Origin of the sequence: Arthrobacter sp. IK3 (assembly GCF_051337705.1) — a bacterium.
GTDB classification, from domain to species: domain Bacteria; phylum Actinomycetota; class Actinomycetes; order Actinomycetales; family Micrococcaceae; genus Arthrobacter_B; species Arthrobacter_B koreensis.
In genome coordinates this window covers 174,488-188,768 of sequence record NZ_JBPPSW010000010.1, presented here as the reverse complement: position 1 = coordinate 188,768, position 14,281 = coordinate 174,488, and the positions used below count along the sequence as shown (strand labels likewise).

The window sequence follows — 14,281 nt, the reverse complement described above, 5'->3', positions numbered from 1 at the left end:
TGCCGCGGCCGATGACTTCAGTTCCTCCAGCACCCGCAACAAATCCACCAGCTCATAGTCGGGCGAGTTCTCTGCAAGGTCTTCCCAGCTGGCCGGGTCCTGAAGGCTCTGCAGCCACGCCCTTATTGTGGCCAGCAGACCGGACCCGGGGGATAGGTACTCTGGGTGCTCGCGTAGGAGACGATGGCCTTCCGTTGCGGAACCGTCCGCCCCGCCAGGGTGGCGGAACCGGTCCGCCGCAATCGCAGACCGTCCCGGCAACGGACGGGACGTTGCCGGGTGCCGTACTGAGGGTGTCGCTTCCATTTCCAACATGGTCACAGGCTATGAACCGGCCCCAAGCCGTAGACCAGTAGTGGGCGACAATGGGGAAAACAACCCCTATGCGCGCCACATGACGAGCGTTGTGGAGGGTTGGTACGCGGCCGCGGCCGCCGCAGCTGCAGTGCACGTCACCGCAGCCGCCGCCAGCCGCCGCACCACGCCCCCTCGTAAGCTCTACCCCTCCACAGCCCCCGGCCGTTCCGGCGGAGTGAAGATACGAGGCTCGTCGCTCCAGACACTCTCCACTTCGGACTTGGTCCGGCGCATGATCTGGTCCATCGCCTCGCGCGCAGCATCAGCCTTGCCAGCCTGGATGGCGTTGGCGACGTCGACGTGCCACTGCAGCGCTTCCTCATGCGGCCGCGACGGCATCAGCCCGTAGTCCGTGCGCCCGCGCAGGACCTCGGCGATCATTGACTGCATCTGTCCAAACATTTCGTTCCCCGAAGCAGCCAGGACCAGCGCGTGGTAGTGAATGTCCAACTCAAGGAACTGCTGCAGGTCACCCGCCCGGCCCACAGCCCGCATCTTGGCAGCAACGGCCATCAGCTCGGCGGCCATGTCCTCCGGCGCGTACTGTGCCGCGAGCTCGGCAGCGGCGGGTTCGACGGCGGAACGCAGCTCGGTCAGTGAACGCAGCTGGGCGCCCTTGCCGGTCTTCGCTGCAAGGCGCCAGCGGACAAGATATGGATCGAACACGTTCCAGGAGGTCTCGGGCAGAACCCGGATGCCCACCCGCTTGACGGTCTCCACCAGCCCCAGGGACTGCAGCACGCGGACCGCTTCCCGGGCAACGGATCGGGAGACATTGAGCTCTGTCTCGAGCTGTTCCGAGAGCATCGTGTCCCCGGCCTTGAGCTCGCCGGACACGATCCGCCGTCCCAAGGATTCGATGACGAGGCTATGCAGGCGCGAACTCATGCGGATTCCGGGGTGGCAGTCACCCTTTTATTCTAGGCAACCCTGGCTCAGGACTGCGGTTTGACTACCGGAAACAATCCATCCGGCTCTTCGCCCTCCTCATAATGGCTCGCAGCGGGGCCCACGATCAGCGGATCCGGAGCATGGGCAACGCTCGTGTCCTTGTTGGGATAGTCAACGCTGGCCAGGACATAACGCATGGCCTCGAGCCGGGCGCGCTTCTTGTCATTTGACTTCACCACGGTCCAGGGAGCATCGCCCGTGTCCGTGTAGAAAAACATTGCTTCCTTTGCCTGCGTGTAGTCGTCCCACTTATCCAGGCTGGCTAGGTCGGTGGGGGAGAGCTTCCACTGCTTCACCGGGTCCGTTTCCCGCGCCGCGAACCGGGCCAGCTGCTCTGCCCGGCCCACGGAGAACCAGAGCTTGCGCAGCAGGACGCCCGAGTTCACCAGCATGCGCTCCAGCTCGGGAACCTCCCGCATGAACTCCAGGTACTGGGCAGGCGTGCAGTAGTTCATGACGCGTTCGACACCGGCACGGTTGTACCAGGAGCGGTCCATCATCACGATTTCCCCGCCGCTGGGCAGATGGGAAATGTAGCGCTGGAAGTACCACTGCGTGCGTTCCTGGTCGGTGGGTTTCTCCAGTGCCACGACGCGTGAACCGCGGGGATTCAGGTGCTCGTTGAAGCGCTTGATGGCACCGCCCTTGCCGGCGGCGTCGCGGCCTTCGAAGATGATGAGCATTTTCTGGCCGGTGTCTTTGACCCACAGCTGCATCTTGAGCAGTTCGATCTGCAGCTGACGCTTCTGCCGTTCGTAGCTGCGGCGGCTGAGCTTCTTGTCATAGGGGTAGTTGTGCCGCCAGGCGTCGTCGGCCTTGTCCCGGATTTTGCCGTTCTTCGAATCCAGTTCGCCGAGCTCATCAAGCTCGGCGGCATAGTCCTCCGCCACCGAGACCCTGTCTCCCTCGCCGTCGGACGCCGCATTGCGCCCAGCGGGTTCTTCCGCCTGTTCTTTCTCGGCCTTCGTGTCCGACCGGGAGCCGTTCTTGCCCGTGGCCATAAGAATCTCCTTGCGAGAGTGGTGTCCTGCTGAGAATCTACGCGGAGCACGCGGCGCAGCGGAAGGGCAGCCCGCGAGCCTCGCCGGGATTGCCGGAGACGGCACGGATAATTAACGGCGATGAAATACCTGCGCTCCGCCCTGCTTTCCGCCGTTACCGTCCCGCTGATCCTTTTCGGAACAGCCTGCGTTCCGCAGGACACCGCCTCCTCGGCCGCACCGCCGTCGGAAGCCCAAGGCCAGACCCAAGCCCAAAACCAAGCCCAAGGCCAGACCCCAGCCCAAACCCAAACCCAGGCCGGGACCGCGCTCGAGCAGCTGGGCAGCATCCCCATCAAGGGCAGGGCGCCGAAAACCGGTTACAGCAGGGAGGAGTTCGGGCCGGCCTGGGCCGACGTCGACCGCAACGGCTGCGACACCCGCAACGACATCCTTGCCCGGGACCTGACGGAGGAGACGTTCAAGCCGGGAACCAAGGACTGCGTGGTCGCCACGGGCACTTTCGCGGACCCCTACACCGGCACCGTCATCCGTTTCGTCCGGGGAAACACCACCAGCACCGCCGTGCAGATCGACCACGTGGTGGCGCTCTCGGACGCGTGGCAGAAGGGGGCGCAGCAGCTCACTGCTGAGGAGCGCCGGCAGCTCGCCAACGATCCGCTGAACCTCTTCGCCGCGGACGGCCCGGCCAACGGCGCGAAATCGGATTCCGACGCCGCCACCTGGCTTCCGTCGAACAAGGCCTTCCGCTGCGAGTACGTGGCGCGCCAGACGGCAGTGAAGGCCGAGTACCGGCTCTGGATGACGCAGGCCGAACACGACGCGATAGCAACCGTCCTGGGCTCCTGCCCGGACGAACCGGTGCCGGCACGCGAGGGAACCGCTCCGAGGACCGTTCCCGCTGGTGAGGTACCGGATACGCCCGAAGGTCCGGGAAGCCCGACGCCGGTCTACGCCAACTGCACGGCGGTCAAGGCTGCGGGGGCAGCGCCCATCCGTCCCGGGGACCCGGGCTGGGACCCGAAGTTCGACGGCGACGGCGACGGAGTCGGCTGCACCTCCTGACCCGAAGCCGCAAGAGTCCTATGCGGACCGAACGTGTCCGCATCGCGTTTTATCGCGGACCCAACCTGTCCTGAAGCCCGTCGCCTGGCTCACCTGACCCGCCTAGCGTGAAAACAGTTCCGCGAGACAGCGGATAGAGCGCGAAGGAATGACGAACATGGGTTTGCTTGAGATTGAACTGGCGAAGCTGGACTACGCAGAACGGCTGCAGTCCGCGGAACGTACCAGGCACGTGCGCCGCCGTGAGGACACACTGCCCCGGAGGGCGGGAGCGCGGACGGCAGGACTCACGCCGGCAGGACTGCCTAAATCCCGGACGGCAGCAACGGCCGGACGCACTCGGCGCGCGAAGGTTGATGCTCCCGTCTTCACGGTCCGGATCGGTGGCTTCCGCTACCGGCTGTGGTTTACGCGGACCGTCGCGCTATAGCCGGGCGAAGAGCGCGCACCGGGAGCACAGCTGCCACGTACCCGTCCCGCAGCTAGGCGGCGTCCATCCGTTCGAGCACGAAGACCGGAATCTCCCGGTCCGTCCTGGTCTGGTAGTCGGCGTACGGCGGGTACGCCTCCACGGCCCGCTTCCACCAGGTGGCCTTCTCCTCGCCGGTAACCTCGCGGGCGGTCATGTCCCACTTCTGTGGCCCGTCCTGCAGCTCCACGTGGGGGTGTGCCTTGATGTTGAAGTACCAGACGGGGTGCTTCGGCGCGCCGCCCATGGACGCGACCACCGCGTAATCGCCGTCGTGCTCCACCCGCATCAGCGGCGTCTTGCGCAGCTTGCCGCTCTTGGCACCCTTGGTGGTCAGGAGCACCACCGGGCGGCCGCCGAGGGTGGTGCCGCGGGTGCCGCCGGAGGACTCGATTTCCTCCGCCTGGTCACGGGCGCGCTTGGAGGTGCTGGGGACGTACTCTCCGGTGAGGGGCATGCGCCCCAGTTAACACCCAATCCGGTGCGGCGCACCAGAGGCTTCTAGGACGCGGACGACGCCGTAGGTGGGGTAAAGATCCAGGGCTCCAGCGGCAGCCGGGCCGGATCGAAAGCTTTCAGGGCTTCCGGAAGGGTGCCGGGCAGTCCCAGCGACGTCAGGATTAACTCCACCGTTTCCGGCGCTGAAATCCCCAGTTCCGCCAACGCGCCCAGGGTGACGGCGCCGTCGCGCTTTGCCAGCCGCTTGCCGCGCTCCGAGAGGACCAGCGGAACATGGACATACTCCACCGGAGGCAGTCCCAGCAGCGACGCAAGGTAGGCCTGCCGGGGTGTGGAGGAGAGGAGATCGTCCCCGCGGATCACCTGGTCTATGCCCTGGGCGGCATCGTCGACGACGACGGCAAGGTTGTAGGGCGGCACGCCGTCATTGCGCAGCAGCACCAGGTCATCCACCACTCCGGTGTACCTCCCGTGCAGCACGTCGTGCACCGTGTACTCCTGCACATCTGCGCGCAGCCGCAGGGCCGGGGGACGTTCGCGCCGCCGTCGTTCGCGTTCAGCTTCGGAGAGATTGCGGCAGGTGCCGGGATAGGCGCCGGGCGGCGAGTGCGGGGCACGCGGAGCGTCGGAAATCTCCGCGCGGGTGCAGAAGCACTCGTAAACTCTTCCCTCGGCGCGGAGCTGCGCGATGGCTTCGAGGTAGACCGGTGTCCGGTCGGACTGGCGGATCACTTCGCCGTCCCAGTCCAGGCCGACGGCGGCCAGGTCATGCAGCTGGATTTCCTCAGCTCCGGCCCGGGCGCGGTCCAGGTCCTCTACCCGGAGGATGAAGCGGCGTCCGGTGCTGCGGGCGAACAACCAGGCGAGCAGGGCCGTCCGAAGGTTGCCGACGTGCAGTTCGCCGGACGGGCTCGGGGCGAAGCGGCCGGCGCCGGCCGGGGAGGGGATCAGAGGAGGCACGCCTTCCAGCCTACAAACCCCGGAGCGCATCGGCGCACCGGCACTAGACTAACCGCACCACGGCGGACTGCCTCCATAAGGAGCCACACCATGCCCGACTACGGCCGCGACCTGCTCTTCGGAGCCTTCATCACTCCCGTTGCCGCGCCTGCGCAGCAGGCAGTGGACCTGGCTGTTACTGCGGAGGAGGCCGGACTGGACCTGGCCGCCTTCCAGGACCACCCGTACCAGCCGAGGTTCCTGGACACCTGGACGCTGCTCTCCTATGCCGCGGCACGCACGTCCCGGATCCGGCTGGTGCCGGACGTGCTGAACCTGCCGCTGCGCCAGCCCGTGGTGGTGGCGCGCAGCGCCGCGAGCCTGGACCTGCTCAGCGGCGGGCGGCTCGAACTGGGGCTGGGTACCGGGGCATTCTGGGACGCGATCGTGGCGGCGGGCGGTGAGCGGATGTCTCCGGGGGACGCCGTCACCGGCCTCACGGAGGCGATGCGGATCATCCGCGGCGTCTGGAACCCGGATGATCCGGCCCCGCTGCGGGTGGACGGCAGGATCCACCGGGTGAACGGTGCCAAGCGGGGTCCAGCGCCGGCGCACCACGTCGGCATCTGGCTCGGTGCCTATAAGCCGCGCATGCTGCGCCTCACCGGAGAGGCCGCGGACGGCTGGCTTCCCTCGCTGGGGTACCTGCGCGGCGGTCCGGCTGACCTGGACCCGCTGAATGCGGTGATTGACGACGCCGCTGCCTCCGCCGGGAGGGATCCTGCCGCGGTGCGCCGGCTGCTGAACATCAGCGGCTCCTTCGAGCCCACCGGGAAGGGACTGCTGCAGGGCCCCGTGGACCAGTGGGTGGAGGAACTCACCGGAATGGCCCTGCGGCACGGAATCTCAGGATTCATCCTGGCCTCCGACGACGCCGCCAGTATCGCCAGGTTCGGTACGGAGGTGGCCCCTGCGGTTCGGGAACGGGTGGCAGCGTCCCGCGGCTGACAGCGTGGGGAACGGCGGCGAGCAAAACCGAACGCGCTCGCCGGGGCAGGGGCCTTCCGCACCTGAACCCAGCGCCCTACTGTGGGGAAATGACATCGGAGCTGCTGTTGCCCGCCCTGAACGCCGCCCGGAAGGGCAAGGAAGAGGGAGGAATCCCCATAGGTGCCGCGCTGTTCATCGACGGCACCATCGTGGCAACCGGCCACAACCGCCGCCAGCAGCTAGGAAGCGTCATCCGGCACGCGGAGATGGACTGCCTGGAACATGCAGGCAGGCTCCCTGCCGGCTCCTACTTGCAGGCGACCTTGGTGACCACCCTTTCGCCGTGCGAGATGTGCACGGGCGCGATCCTGCTGTACCGGATTCCGCGCGTCGTCATTGGTGAGAACCGCAACTACCGCGGAGCCGAGGACCTGCTGCTCCAGCACGGTATCCAGGTGGATGTCCTGGATGATCCGGCCTGCGTCCTGCTGATGGAGGAGTTCATGACGGACTACCCCACCCTGTGGAATGAGGACATCGGCATGCTCTAGGAGGCGCTGATTTGCGGTCCGGACCTGCGTTTTCCTTGCCTGTTCTCCCGCCGTCGTGAAGGATGGCCGCAGCGGGGGCGAAGAACTGCAACGGCGCAGGAAGGATCGGAACAACGCATGCGAAAACTAACAACCCTGGGGATCACCCTGTCCCTGGCCCTGGTGGCAGCACCGGTGACGGCCACGGCGGCGGAGACCACAGCTGAACCCGTAACCGAACTCGGCGGAACGTTGGCCAACGGAGCCACCTGGGCAGCGGAGGTGCCTGCCGGCTGGAACGGGAAGCTGGTGCTCTACAGTCACGGGTTCCGTCCCGGCCCGGACAACCCGGCCTGGGACCCCGGGTTCGACTCGACCGCGCAGGCCCTGACGGACCGCGGCTTCGCGGTAGCGGCGTCGTCGTACGCCACCGCCGGCTGGGCACTGGGCACGGCAGTCCAGGACCAGCTCGACACCCTGGCGGCGTTCTCCGCCGCGGCCGGTGAACCGGCACGGACCATCGCCTTCGGAACGTCCATGGGCGGGCTGGTCAGCAGCCTCATCGCCGAATCGCCGGACAGCGGCGTGGACGGGGCGGTCAGCACCTGCGGGCTGCTGGGCGGCGGCATCAACCTGAACAACTACCAGCTCGACGGCGTGCATGCGCTCGCGGAGCTGCTGCTACCCGGTCAGGAACTCCAGCTGACCGGGTTCCGTACAGCGGCAGAAGCCGGTGTGACCATCACTGCACTGATGCAGGCCGTGCAGCAGGCACAGGCCACCCCGGAAGGAAGGGCCCGGATAGCGCTCGCCGCAGCATTGATGAACACGCCCACCTGGTTCAGCGGGAACACGGCTCCCGGATCCCGGGACTTCGCCGCCCAGCAGGAGGCCCAGTACAACTGGCTGCTGCAGACCATTCCGTTCGTCGTGGGCTCCCGCGTCTCGATCGTTACCGCCGCGGACGGGGACAGCGGCTGGAACCAGGGCGTGGACTACGCGGCGCTGCTGCAGCAGTCGGCTCAACGGCAGCAGGTGGATGCGCTCTACCGTTCCGCCGGACTGGATCTGAAGCGGGACGTTCGCACCCTGACCACGACGGCGGATATTACGCCGGACGCGGAGGCACTGGAGTGGATGGACCGCACCTCCACACCCCAGGGCAACCTGCAGATCCCGGTGCTGACCATGCACACCCTCGCGGACATCCTGGCTCCGGTTGAGTACATGGAGGAGTATGAGGAGACAGTCCGGGAAGCACGGGCGACGCCGCTGCTCCGGCAGTCCTTCGTCGAGCGGACGGGACACTGCACCTTTACGGACGCCGAGCGGGTGGCGGCCGTGCTGGCCATGGATGAACGGCTGGATACCGGACGCTGGGCGAACCTCGCCGAACCAAAGCAGCTGGACCGCCGTGCCGAGTCGCTCGGGCTGGGAGACGCGGACTTCATCAAGTACCAGCCGGCCGAGTTCGTGAATGACAGAACCTGGAATCAGGACCAGGGCCCGGGGAACGGACACGGTCCCGGGAACGGACACGGTCCCTGCAAGGGAGAGGGCCCGGGGAGGGGGCATGACCATGGTCCGGGACACGGCCACGGCCCCGGAAAAGGCCGCTAGCAAACCATAGGTTCCTGCTCAGGCCCCGGCCCGCACTCCGCCGGCCAGTTCGCTGACCGGGCCGTTCCAGGGCGTGCCGTGGCCGGGCAGGATCCATTCAACGTCCGTCAGCGGGGTGAGCCGGTCCAGGGTCTCCAATGCCTGGGCGGGATCGTCCGTAAAGGGTGAGGGCTGCAGCCCAGTCCTGCCGGTGAGCACATTCCGGGTGGTCAGCGCGTCCCCAACGAACAGGGCCTTCACCCCGGGGACGTGGACCGCAACGCTGCCGGGAGAGTGCCCGGGAAGCCCGATGATCCGCGGCGATCCCGGAAGGTCCAGCACGTCACCGTCCGCAACCGGGACGACGTCGGTGAGGTACTTTGTGCGCCAGCCCTGCTTTCCCATGGAATACGCGAGGAAGCGTGCCGCGGGGCCCGGCCGCAGGCCGCTAGCAGAGCCCGGCGCCGGCTTGTAGCGCTCGGTTCCTTGTGCCCGCGCAGCATCTGCCGCATGGATGTACACCGGCACGCCGGTCTGCAGGCGGAGCCGCTCCGCGAAACCAATGTGGTCTGAATCGCCGTGCGTCAGGACAACGCCGCGGATGTCTTCGAGGGTCACGTCCAGGGCGGTGAGCTCGCGCTGCAGGTTCCGCCAGTGCCCGGCGAGTCCGGCGTCCACGACGGTGATGCCGCCGTCGGCCACCACCAGGTAGGCGGCAACTATGTCATTGCCGATCCGGTGCAGGTTGGGTGCGAGCTTCATGGCTGTCTCCTAGGGGAATGTCCGGTGTGTCCGGATTACATGGCTAACCTAATTAGCTATGATGGCTAATGTCAATAGCCGAACGAATGCCAGGAGAACCATGCCAACGCCGCAGCGAACCTCCCTCGAAGCCATTGTCGCCGCGGGCCGGGAGGCCCTGGAAGAGGGTGGGCCGGACCATGTCACCATGAATGCCGTCGCCACCCGGGTGGGTGTCCGGGCGCCGTCGCTGTACAAGCGGGTCCAGGACCGGGAAGCACTGCTGGGAAGAATCGCTGCTGCCACGCTCGAAGACCTGCGGGAACGGATGCAGGGCCTGGAAACCCTGGAAGACCTGGCCCGTACCTACCGCTCTTTTGCACGGGAACGGCCGGAGGGCTTCCGGCTGATCCAGACGCGAACGGCATCCGCAGAGGACCTGGCCAGGGCCAGCGAACCGGTCCTGGCCGCAGCCCGGAAGGCTGTGGGCGACGCCGATGCGCTGGAAGCCGCGCGGTTCATGACGGCGTGGCTCACCGGGTTCATCACCATGGAGCTTGCCGGGGCGTTCCGGCTGGGCGGGGACCTGGACAAGGCTTTCGAGTACGGAATCGAGCGGGTCGCAGCCGCCCTAGCGGACTGATGCTCCCCGCTCGCTTTCGGCAACCGGCCGCCTAGATTCCCTCACCCAGCTGCGGGCGCGCGCTGTAGGGGATCAGCGGGTGGTCCGCACGGGCCTTGATCTGCTGCACCACCCAGGTGTTGCCGTCCGGATCCGAGAAGCCGAAAAGGGTGCCGCCGTCGCGCTCATCCATCACCGTCACCTCGCCGGCTGCCACGCCGCGGGAGACCAGCTGTTCCCGTGCCGCATAGGCATCCGGCACCACCAGCTGCAGCCCCTTCAGGGATCCGGGCTCCATGGGATCGTCACCGGGCAGGTGGCCGATGACGATCGAGCAGCCCGAACCCGGCGGGGTGAGCTGGGCGAACGCCATCTGCTCGTTGACGGTGTGGTGGTCAAGATCGAATCCCACCGTGTCGGAGTAGAACGCGATGCTGCGGTCCAGGTCGCTGACCGGTACGCGGATGACTTCCAGGGTCCAATCCATGATTTCTCCCAAGGTGGTTGTAGGGAATCAGGCGGTGGCGAAGGCGAGCAGCTGCTCGAGCTTGTCGTAGCCGGCGGCCATGCCTGATTCCATGCCCGAGGACACGAAGCTATCCCGGGTCTGGACCGATGGGTAGACCGAATGGCCAACGAGTCTGGACCGGCCTCCGGGGAGGTCCTCGAACCGCAGGTAATCGAGGCTCGCCTGGTCCGGATACCCCTCGTACTCGAAGGTCTGGAGGATGAACTCGCCCGGGCGGATATTGTGGAAGACGCCGCGGAACGCGTACTCGCCGTCGTCGTCGCTCTGCACAAACCGGTAGGAACCGCCCGGGGTGGCCTCGAAGGCATCGATGCGGGTCTCCAGGCGGTCAGGGCCCACCCACTGGGCGTAGGAGTCCGCCGTGACGTGGGCGCGGAAGACGTCCAGTGCCGGGTAGTCGAACTCGCGGACATAGTCGATGTACGGTGCGCCGTCGGGAAGGGTGACTTCCAGTGCGTTGGTCATGACGCCTCCTGCGGAGTCCTGGTCTCGGCACGGGAAGCGAGCAGTTCCTCCAGCCGGGAGTAAGAATCGGTCATGCCGTCCTCCATGCCGGAGGCGGCCATTCCATCGCGGGCTTCCTGGGTGGGATATACGGCGTGCACGGTGATGCGGGTGCGGCCGTCACCCAGGTCCTCGAAGGTGTTGAATTCGAGGCTGACCACGTCGGGATAGCCGGAGAACTCGAACGTCTGGATGGCGAACTCGTTCTCCCGGACGGTGTGGAAGATGCCGGTGAAGTCGTACGGGATGCCCTCGGGGCCGGTATGCGTGTACTTATAGGTGCCGCCGGTGGTGAAGTCGTAGTGGTCCATTTCCATTTTCATGCCGCGCGGGCCCAGCCACTGGCTGACCAGGTCCGGGTCAGCGTGGGCGCGGAAGACATCCGCGACGGGGAAATCGATCTCCCGCGAATAGTCGATGAAGGGGACGCCCTCGGGTACGGAGAGCTGCAGTGCGTTGGTCATTGTTGGTCCTTTGACTGCCGGCCGCGCGTGGCGGCCTGTTGGTGGAGCACAGCGTCCAGGCTGCGGAACTGCCCTTCCATGACCAGCCGGTAACGGTCGATCCAGGCAGTGAGTGCCTCCAGCCGTGCGGGGTTCAGGTGGACGGGCCGGCGCTGCGCATCACGGGTTCGCGTGACCAGCTGTGCCTGCTCGAGGACCTGGATGTGCTTCGAAACCGCCTGCTTGCTGATTTCGAAGGGTTCGGCGAGTTCGTTGACCGTGGCCGGGCCCCGGGACAGCCTGGCGATGATCCGGCGGCGTGCCGGATCTGCCAGCGCCAGGAACGCCCTGTCCAGCAGGATGTCCTCCGGGGTTTCAGTCATAAGGGGCCAACGTTCGCGTCGCACGTTAAGCTGCGGTTTTCACACGGTGGGTTCTCGCTCCCGCCGGTATCCAACCCGCTTGTTGATCAACCATCTAGTTGATTACCCACGAAAGTACGCCCGGCGTCTCCGGACGGCAAGAGGGTTGGGGATATTTTTTGCCGGGCGCTGATGTCCCGGTCCGTGGGTTTATGACGGCGGGGCTTTACCGGCGCCGCCGAACGCGCCGCTACGCTGGGCGGATGCTCACAGACAACCGAATCGATCCGCCGGACGCAGCCGATGAGAGGGAAACCCTCAACGGTTTCCTGGACTACCTCCGTGCCAGCGTTACCTACAAGGCGCAGGGGCTCAGCGATGCCGACGCCGCACGCCGCGTGCTGCCCTCCCTGCTCACGGTTTCCGGGCTGCTCCGCCACCTTGCCGACGTGGAACGCTGGTGGTTCCGTGCGCAGCTGGACGGCCAGGAAGGCATTCCCACCCGCTGGAGCAGCGACGATCCCGACGCCGAATTCCGCGTCAGCGAACAGGACAGCCTGGCCGAGATCATTGCCGACTACCAGGCCGCCTGCGACGAGTCCCGCGAGGTCGCTGCCAGGTACGGCCTGGAAGACAGGTGCAAAGCGGAGCACAGTGCGGGCCACAACCTGCGCTGGGTGCTGGTGCACATGGTCGAGGAGACCGGGCGGCACTGCGGCCACCTGGACATCATCCGGGAACTGCTCGACGGCGTCACCGGGGAGTAGCTGGCCGGTGGGGGACGGCTACGGTACCGGCAGCACCAGCACGGCGACGATTCCGACTGCGCTGAGCGCCACGACGGCGACGGCCAGCGTCAGCACGGCGCCGACACTGGCGCGTCCGGCCTCCTGACGGATGGTGGCCGAGCCCCGGCCGTACCGGCGGCGCTGCGTGGAGTTGATGGCGATCGCCAGCACCAGCGCCGAGAAGACGAGGCTGACGGCGTACCAGCCGTGGGTGGGCAGCCAGCGCAGGAACATGGCCGAGGCCACCACCAGCGCCAGGGACGTCCTGCTCCAGGCAAGCGAGGTCCTCTCCGGCTGAAGGCCGGGATCCCCGTGCCCGTGCACCCAGGCCATCAGGCTGGCCGGAGGACCACGACGACCAGCAGTACGGCGGCCGTGATCCCCCCGCCTATAGCGAGGATGGGCGCCAGGACCGGAAGGGGCAGCGGCGTCCCGGACCGCATGGCCCGCTCAACCCGCAGCCACCGGAAGAAGGCCCCGCTGCCCAGAACCAGCGCGAGAACCAGCAGCAGCAGGGCAAGGGCTTTCCGGACCTCCGGAACAAAGAGGTCCGCGGTGAAGGCCTCGACGGCGATTCCTCCGGCAAGCAGTGCCAGGGACGTCCGGATCCAGGCCAGGAACGTTCGCTCGTTGGCCAGCGTGAACCGGGGGTCCGGCTCGGTGCCGCCCCGGAGCATCCGCGCTGCCAAACGCCCGCGCCCGGTTGTTTCCGCAGGCGTTTCTCCAGCAGCCACATGACCCTCTTCGATTGGTTGGACGATTCCACCTTGGATGGTAGACCCCGCCTCGCCGTTGTTCTCAACCCGGGTGGACATCTCCCGTGTCTTTCCACTCGACGGAAAACAGATAGTGCCGTGGGTCACCCGTAAACGTAACGTGCAATACAGACTTGCAGCGCCGTTTTCGGGGCTGGGCTGAAAGGAACTGCTGGTATGGCTCGAGGAATGGACTCCAGGACGGTTGTCCTGGAAAAGAAGGAGACGATGGCGGAGGGCGTGGTGCGCCTGACGCTGAGGAACCCGGACTGGTCCGACTTTCCGCAGTGGGAGCCCGGATCCCACATAGACCTGGTGCTGCCGGACCACATCCGCCAGTACTCACTGTGCTCGCCCTGCGAAGACGCATCGATCCTGCAGGTCTCCGTCCTGCACACCCCGAACTCCCGCGGCGGCTCCCGGTTCATACATGAGTCACTGGCCGAGGGTGCCGAACTCACCATCAATGGTCCGCGGAACAACTTTCCGCTGCAGGATTCTCGGAAATACCTCTTCATCGCGGGCGGAATCGGCATCACGCCCATCCTCCCCATGATTGCTGCCGCAGAGGCAGCCGGCCGCGAATGGCGTCTGGCATACGGCGGCAGGACCCGCAGCTCCATGGCCTACGCCGAAGAACTCGAAGCCCGGTACGGCAGGGAAAAGGTGCTGCTCTACCCGGAGGACACCCATGGACGGATCGATCTGCAGGGTCTGCTGGGCCTTCCACGCGCCAAAATGCTGGTGTACGCCTGCGGCCCTGCGCCCCTGCTCAACATTGTGGAGGACTTCTGCATGGGCTGGCCGCCCGGTGCCCTGCACACCGAACTCTTCTCAGCCGCCGCGCTGGGCGGCAGCGGCGCATCAGCGGAACCGTTTGAGGTGAACCTGGTTAACTCCGGAATCACGGTGGAGGTTCCAGTGGGTAAAACGGTGCTGGAAGCGGTCGAGGAGGCCGGGGTCCGCGTGCTGTCCTCCTGCCGGCAGGGGGTCTGCGGCACCTGCGAGGTCCCGGTTGTGGCCGGGGAGATCGACCACCGGGATGCTGTCCTGTCCGCAGAGGACAAGGCCTCCGGTGAAACCATGCTGGTCTGCGTCTCGCGTGCCGCTGCCGGATGCCCCTCACTGGCCCTGGAGCTTTAGGCATCCAACCCACGTCCGGAAGACCCGGACCCAC

Annotated in this window: 20 protein-coding genes; 8 read left to right on the top strand and 12 right to left on the bottom strand. The window is 66.6% G+C overall.

What is annotated here, in order from left to right; all coding sequences use genetic code 11:
• The 3 genes from ACSLGO_RS14440 to ppk2 form a co-directional block, all read right to left on the bottom strand.
• A partial coding sequence (locus ACSLGO_RS14440) for a hypothetical protein (protein ID WP_436401361.1) occupies positions 1 to 315 on the bottom strand: 315 nt, incomplete at its 3' end.
• A 183-nt stretch (positions 316 to 498) separates the two neighbouring features.
• Positions 499 to 1,245 carry a FadR/GntR family transcriptional regulator gene (locus ACSLGO_RS14435; RefSeq protein WP_325787744.1) on the bottom strand — a complete coding sequence of 249 codons (747 nt, stop codon included), beginning with the start codon at positions 1,243 to 1,245 and terminating at the stop codon, positions 499 to 501.
• A gap of 47 nt (positions 1,246 to 1,292) precedes the next feature.
• Positions 1,293 to 2,309, bottom strand: a complete 1,017-nt coding sequence (ppk2, locus tag ACSLGO_RS14430; protein WP_152274942.1) for a polyphosphate kinase 2 — start codon at positions 2,307 to 2,309, stop codon at positions 1,293 to 1,295.
• 120 nt (positions 2,310 to 2,429) lie between these two features.
• Between ppk2 and ACSLGO_RS14425 the strand changes: the two genes are divergently transcribed.
• The gene (locus ACSLGO_RS14425) at positions 2,430 to 3,374 is read left to right on the top strand and encodes a GmrSD restriction endonuclease domain-containing protein (RefSeq protein ID WP_436401360.1); all 945 of its coding nucleotides are present in this window, start codon (positions 2,430 to 2,432) and stop codon (positions 3,372 to 3,374) included.
• Positions 3,375 to 3,531: 157 nt separating this feature from the next.
• Complete coding sequence (locus tag ACSLGO_RS14420; RefSeq protein ID WP_436401359.1) at positions 3,532 to 3,804, top strand: hypothetical protein; 273 nt, start codon at positions 3,532 to 3,534, stop codon at positions 3,802 to 3,804.
• 52 nt (positions 3,805 to 3,856) lie between these two features.
• Here the strand turns inward: ACSLGO_RS14420 and ACSLGO_RS14415 are convergent, their stop codons facing one another.
• Both ACSLGO_RS14415 and gluQRS read right to left on the bottom strand, forming a co-directional pair.
• Positions 3,857 to 4,300: a nitroreductase family deazaflavin-dependent oxidoreductase gene (locus ACSLGO_RS14415; protein ID WP_325787748.1), complete on the bottom strand. Its 444-nt coding sequence runs from the start codon at positions 4,298 to 4,300 to the stop codon at positions 3,857 to 3,859.
• 44 nt (positions 4,301 to 4,344) lie between these two features.
• Complete coding sequence (gene gluQRS / locus ACSLGO_RS14410) at positions 4,345 to 5,262, bottom strand: tRNA glutamyl-Q(34) synthetase GluQRS (RefSeq protein ID WP_386916826.1); 918 nt, start codon at positions 5,260 to 5,262, stop codon at positions 4,345 to 4,347.
• A 90-nt stretch (positions 5,263 to 5,352) separates the two neighbouring features.
• Here gluQRS and ACSLGO_RS14405 point away from each other — a divergent pair, with 90 nt between their 5' ends.
• The 3 genes from ACSLGO_RS14405 to ACSLGO_RS14395 all read left to right on the top strand — a co-directional run bounded on the left by ACSLGO_RS14405 (position 5,353) and on the right by ACSLGO_RS14395 (position 8,381).
• The gene (locus tag ACSLGO_RS14405) at positions 5,353 to 6,249 is read left to right on the top strand and encodes an LLM class flavin-dependent oxidoreductase (protein ID WP_436401358.1); all 897 of its coding nucleotides are present in this window, start codon (positions 5,353 to 5,355) and stop codon (positions 6,247 to 6,249) included.
• A gap of 89 nt (positions 6,250 to 6,338) precedes the next feature.
• Positions 6,339 to 6,782, top strand: coding sequence for a nucleoside deaminase (locus ACSLGO_RS14400; RefSeq protein WP_386886800.1), 444 nt, complete (start codon positions 6,339 to 6,341; stop codon positions 6,780 to 6,782).
• 117 nt (positions 6,783 to 6,899) lie between these two features.
• A complete protein-coding gene (locus ACSLGO_RS14395) occupies positions 6,900 to 8,381 on the top strand; it encodes an alpha/beta hydrolase family protein (protein WP_436401357.1) in 1,482 nt (493 codons plus the stop codon).
• An 18-nt stretch (positions 8,382 to 8,399) separates the two neighbouring features.
• Here the strand turns inward: ACSLGO_RS14395 and ACSLGO_RS14390 are convergent, their stop codons facing one another.
• The gene (locus tag ACSLGO_RS14390; protein WP_152274936.1) at positions 8,400 to 9,122 is read right to left on the bottom strand and encodes an MBL fold metallo-hydrolase; all 723 of its coding nucleotides are present in this window, start codon (positions 9,120 to 9,122) and stop codon (positions 8,400 to 8,402) included.
• Between the two features lie 100 nt (positions 9,123 to 9,222).
• Between ACSLGO_RS14390 and ACSLGO_RS14385 the strand changes: the two genes are divergently transcribed.
• A complete protein-coding gene (locus tag ACSLGO_RS14385) occupies positions 9,223 to 9,744 on the top strand; it encodes a TetR/AcrR family transcriptional regulator (RefSeq protein WP_152274935.1) in 522 nt (173 codons plus the stop codon).
• A 31-nt stretch (positions 9,745 to 9,775) separates the two neighbouring features.
• Here ACSLGO_RS14385 and ACSLGO_RS14380 read toward each other — a convergent pair whose 3' ends face one another.
• From ACSLGO_RS14380 to ACSLGO_RS14365, 4 genes are read right to left on the bottom strand one after another with little or no spacing between them, the layout of a single operon-like run.
• Positions 9,776 to 10,210 (bottom strand): VOC family protein, encoded by a 435-nt coding sequence (locus tag ACSLGO_RS14380; protein WP_152274934.1) that lies wholly within the window; start codon positions 10,208 to 10,210, stop codon positions 9,776 to 9,778.
• Between the two features lie 27 nt (positions 10,211 to 10,237).
• Entirely contained in the window at positions 10,238 to 10,717 is a 480-nt protein-coding gene (locus tag ACSLGO_RS14375) for an SRPBCC family protein (protein ID WP_091607487.1), read from the bottom strand.
• Positions 10,714 to 11,220 carry an SRPBCC family protein gene (locus ACSLGO_RS14370; protein WP_091607484.1) on the bottom strand — a complete coding sequence of 169 codons (507 nt, stop codon included), beginning with the start codon at positions 11,218 to 11,220 and terminating at the stop codon, positions 10,714 to 10,716. The genes ACSLGO_RS14375 and ACSLGO_RS14370 overlap by 4 nt, the downstream gene beginning before the upstream one ends.
• Positions 11,217 to 11,582, bottom strand: coding sequence for an ArsR/SmtB family transcription factor (locus ACSLGO_RS14365; protein ID WP_263128340.1), 366 nt, complete (start codon positions 11,580 to 11,582; stop codon positions 11,217 to 11,219). The genes ACSLGO_RS14370 and ACSLGO_RS14365 overlap by 4 nt, the downstream gene beginning before the upstream one ends.
• A gap of 242 nt (positions 11,583 to 11,824) precedes the next feature.
• Between ACSLGO_RS14365 and ACSLGO_RS14360 the strand changes: the two genes are divergently transcribed.
• A complete protein-coding gene (locus ACSLGO_RS14360; protein ID WP_091607478.1) occupies positions 11,825 to 12,328 on the top strand; it encodes a DinB family protein in 504 nt (167 codons plus the stop codon).
• A gap of 18 nt (positions 12,329 to 12,346) precedes the next feature.
• Here the strand turns inward: ACSLGO_RS14360 and ACSLGO_RS14355 are convergent, their stop codons facing one another.
• Entirely contained in the window at positions 12,347 to 12,682 is a 336-nt protein-coding gene (locus ACSLGO_RS14355; RefSeq protein WP_436401356.1) for a DUF202 domain-containing protein, read from the bottom strand.
• Complete coding sequence (locus ACSLGO_RS14350; RefSeq protein ID WP_436401366.1) at positions 12,682 to 13,026, bottom strand: YidH family protein; 345 nt, start codon at positions 13,024 to 13,026, stop codon at positions 12,682 to 12,684. The genes ACSLGO_RS14355 and ACSLGO_RS14350 overlap by 1 nt, the downstream gene beginning before the upstream one ends.
• A 255-nt stretch (positions 13,027 to 13,281) precedes the next feature.
• Here ACSLGO_RS14350 and ACSLGO_RS14345 point away from each other — a divergent pair, with 255 nt between their 5' ends.
• Positions 13,282 to 14,247: a PDR/VanB family oxidoreductase gene (locus ACSLGO_RS14345; RefSeq protein WP_152274927.1), complete on the top strand. Its 966-nt coding sequence runs from the start codon at positions 13,282 to 13,284 to the stop codon at positions 14,245 to 14,247.
• Positions 14,248 to 14,281 lie beyond the last annotated feature (34 nt).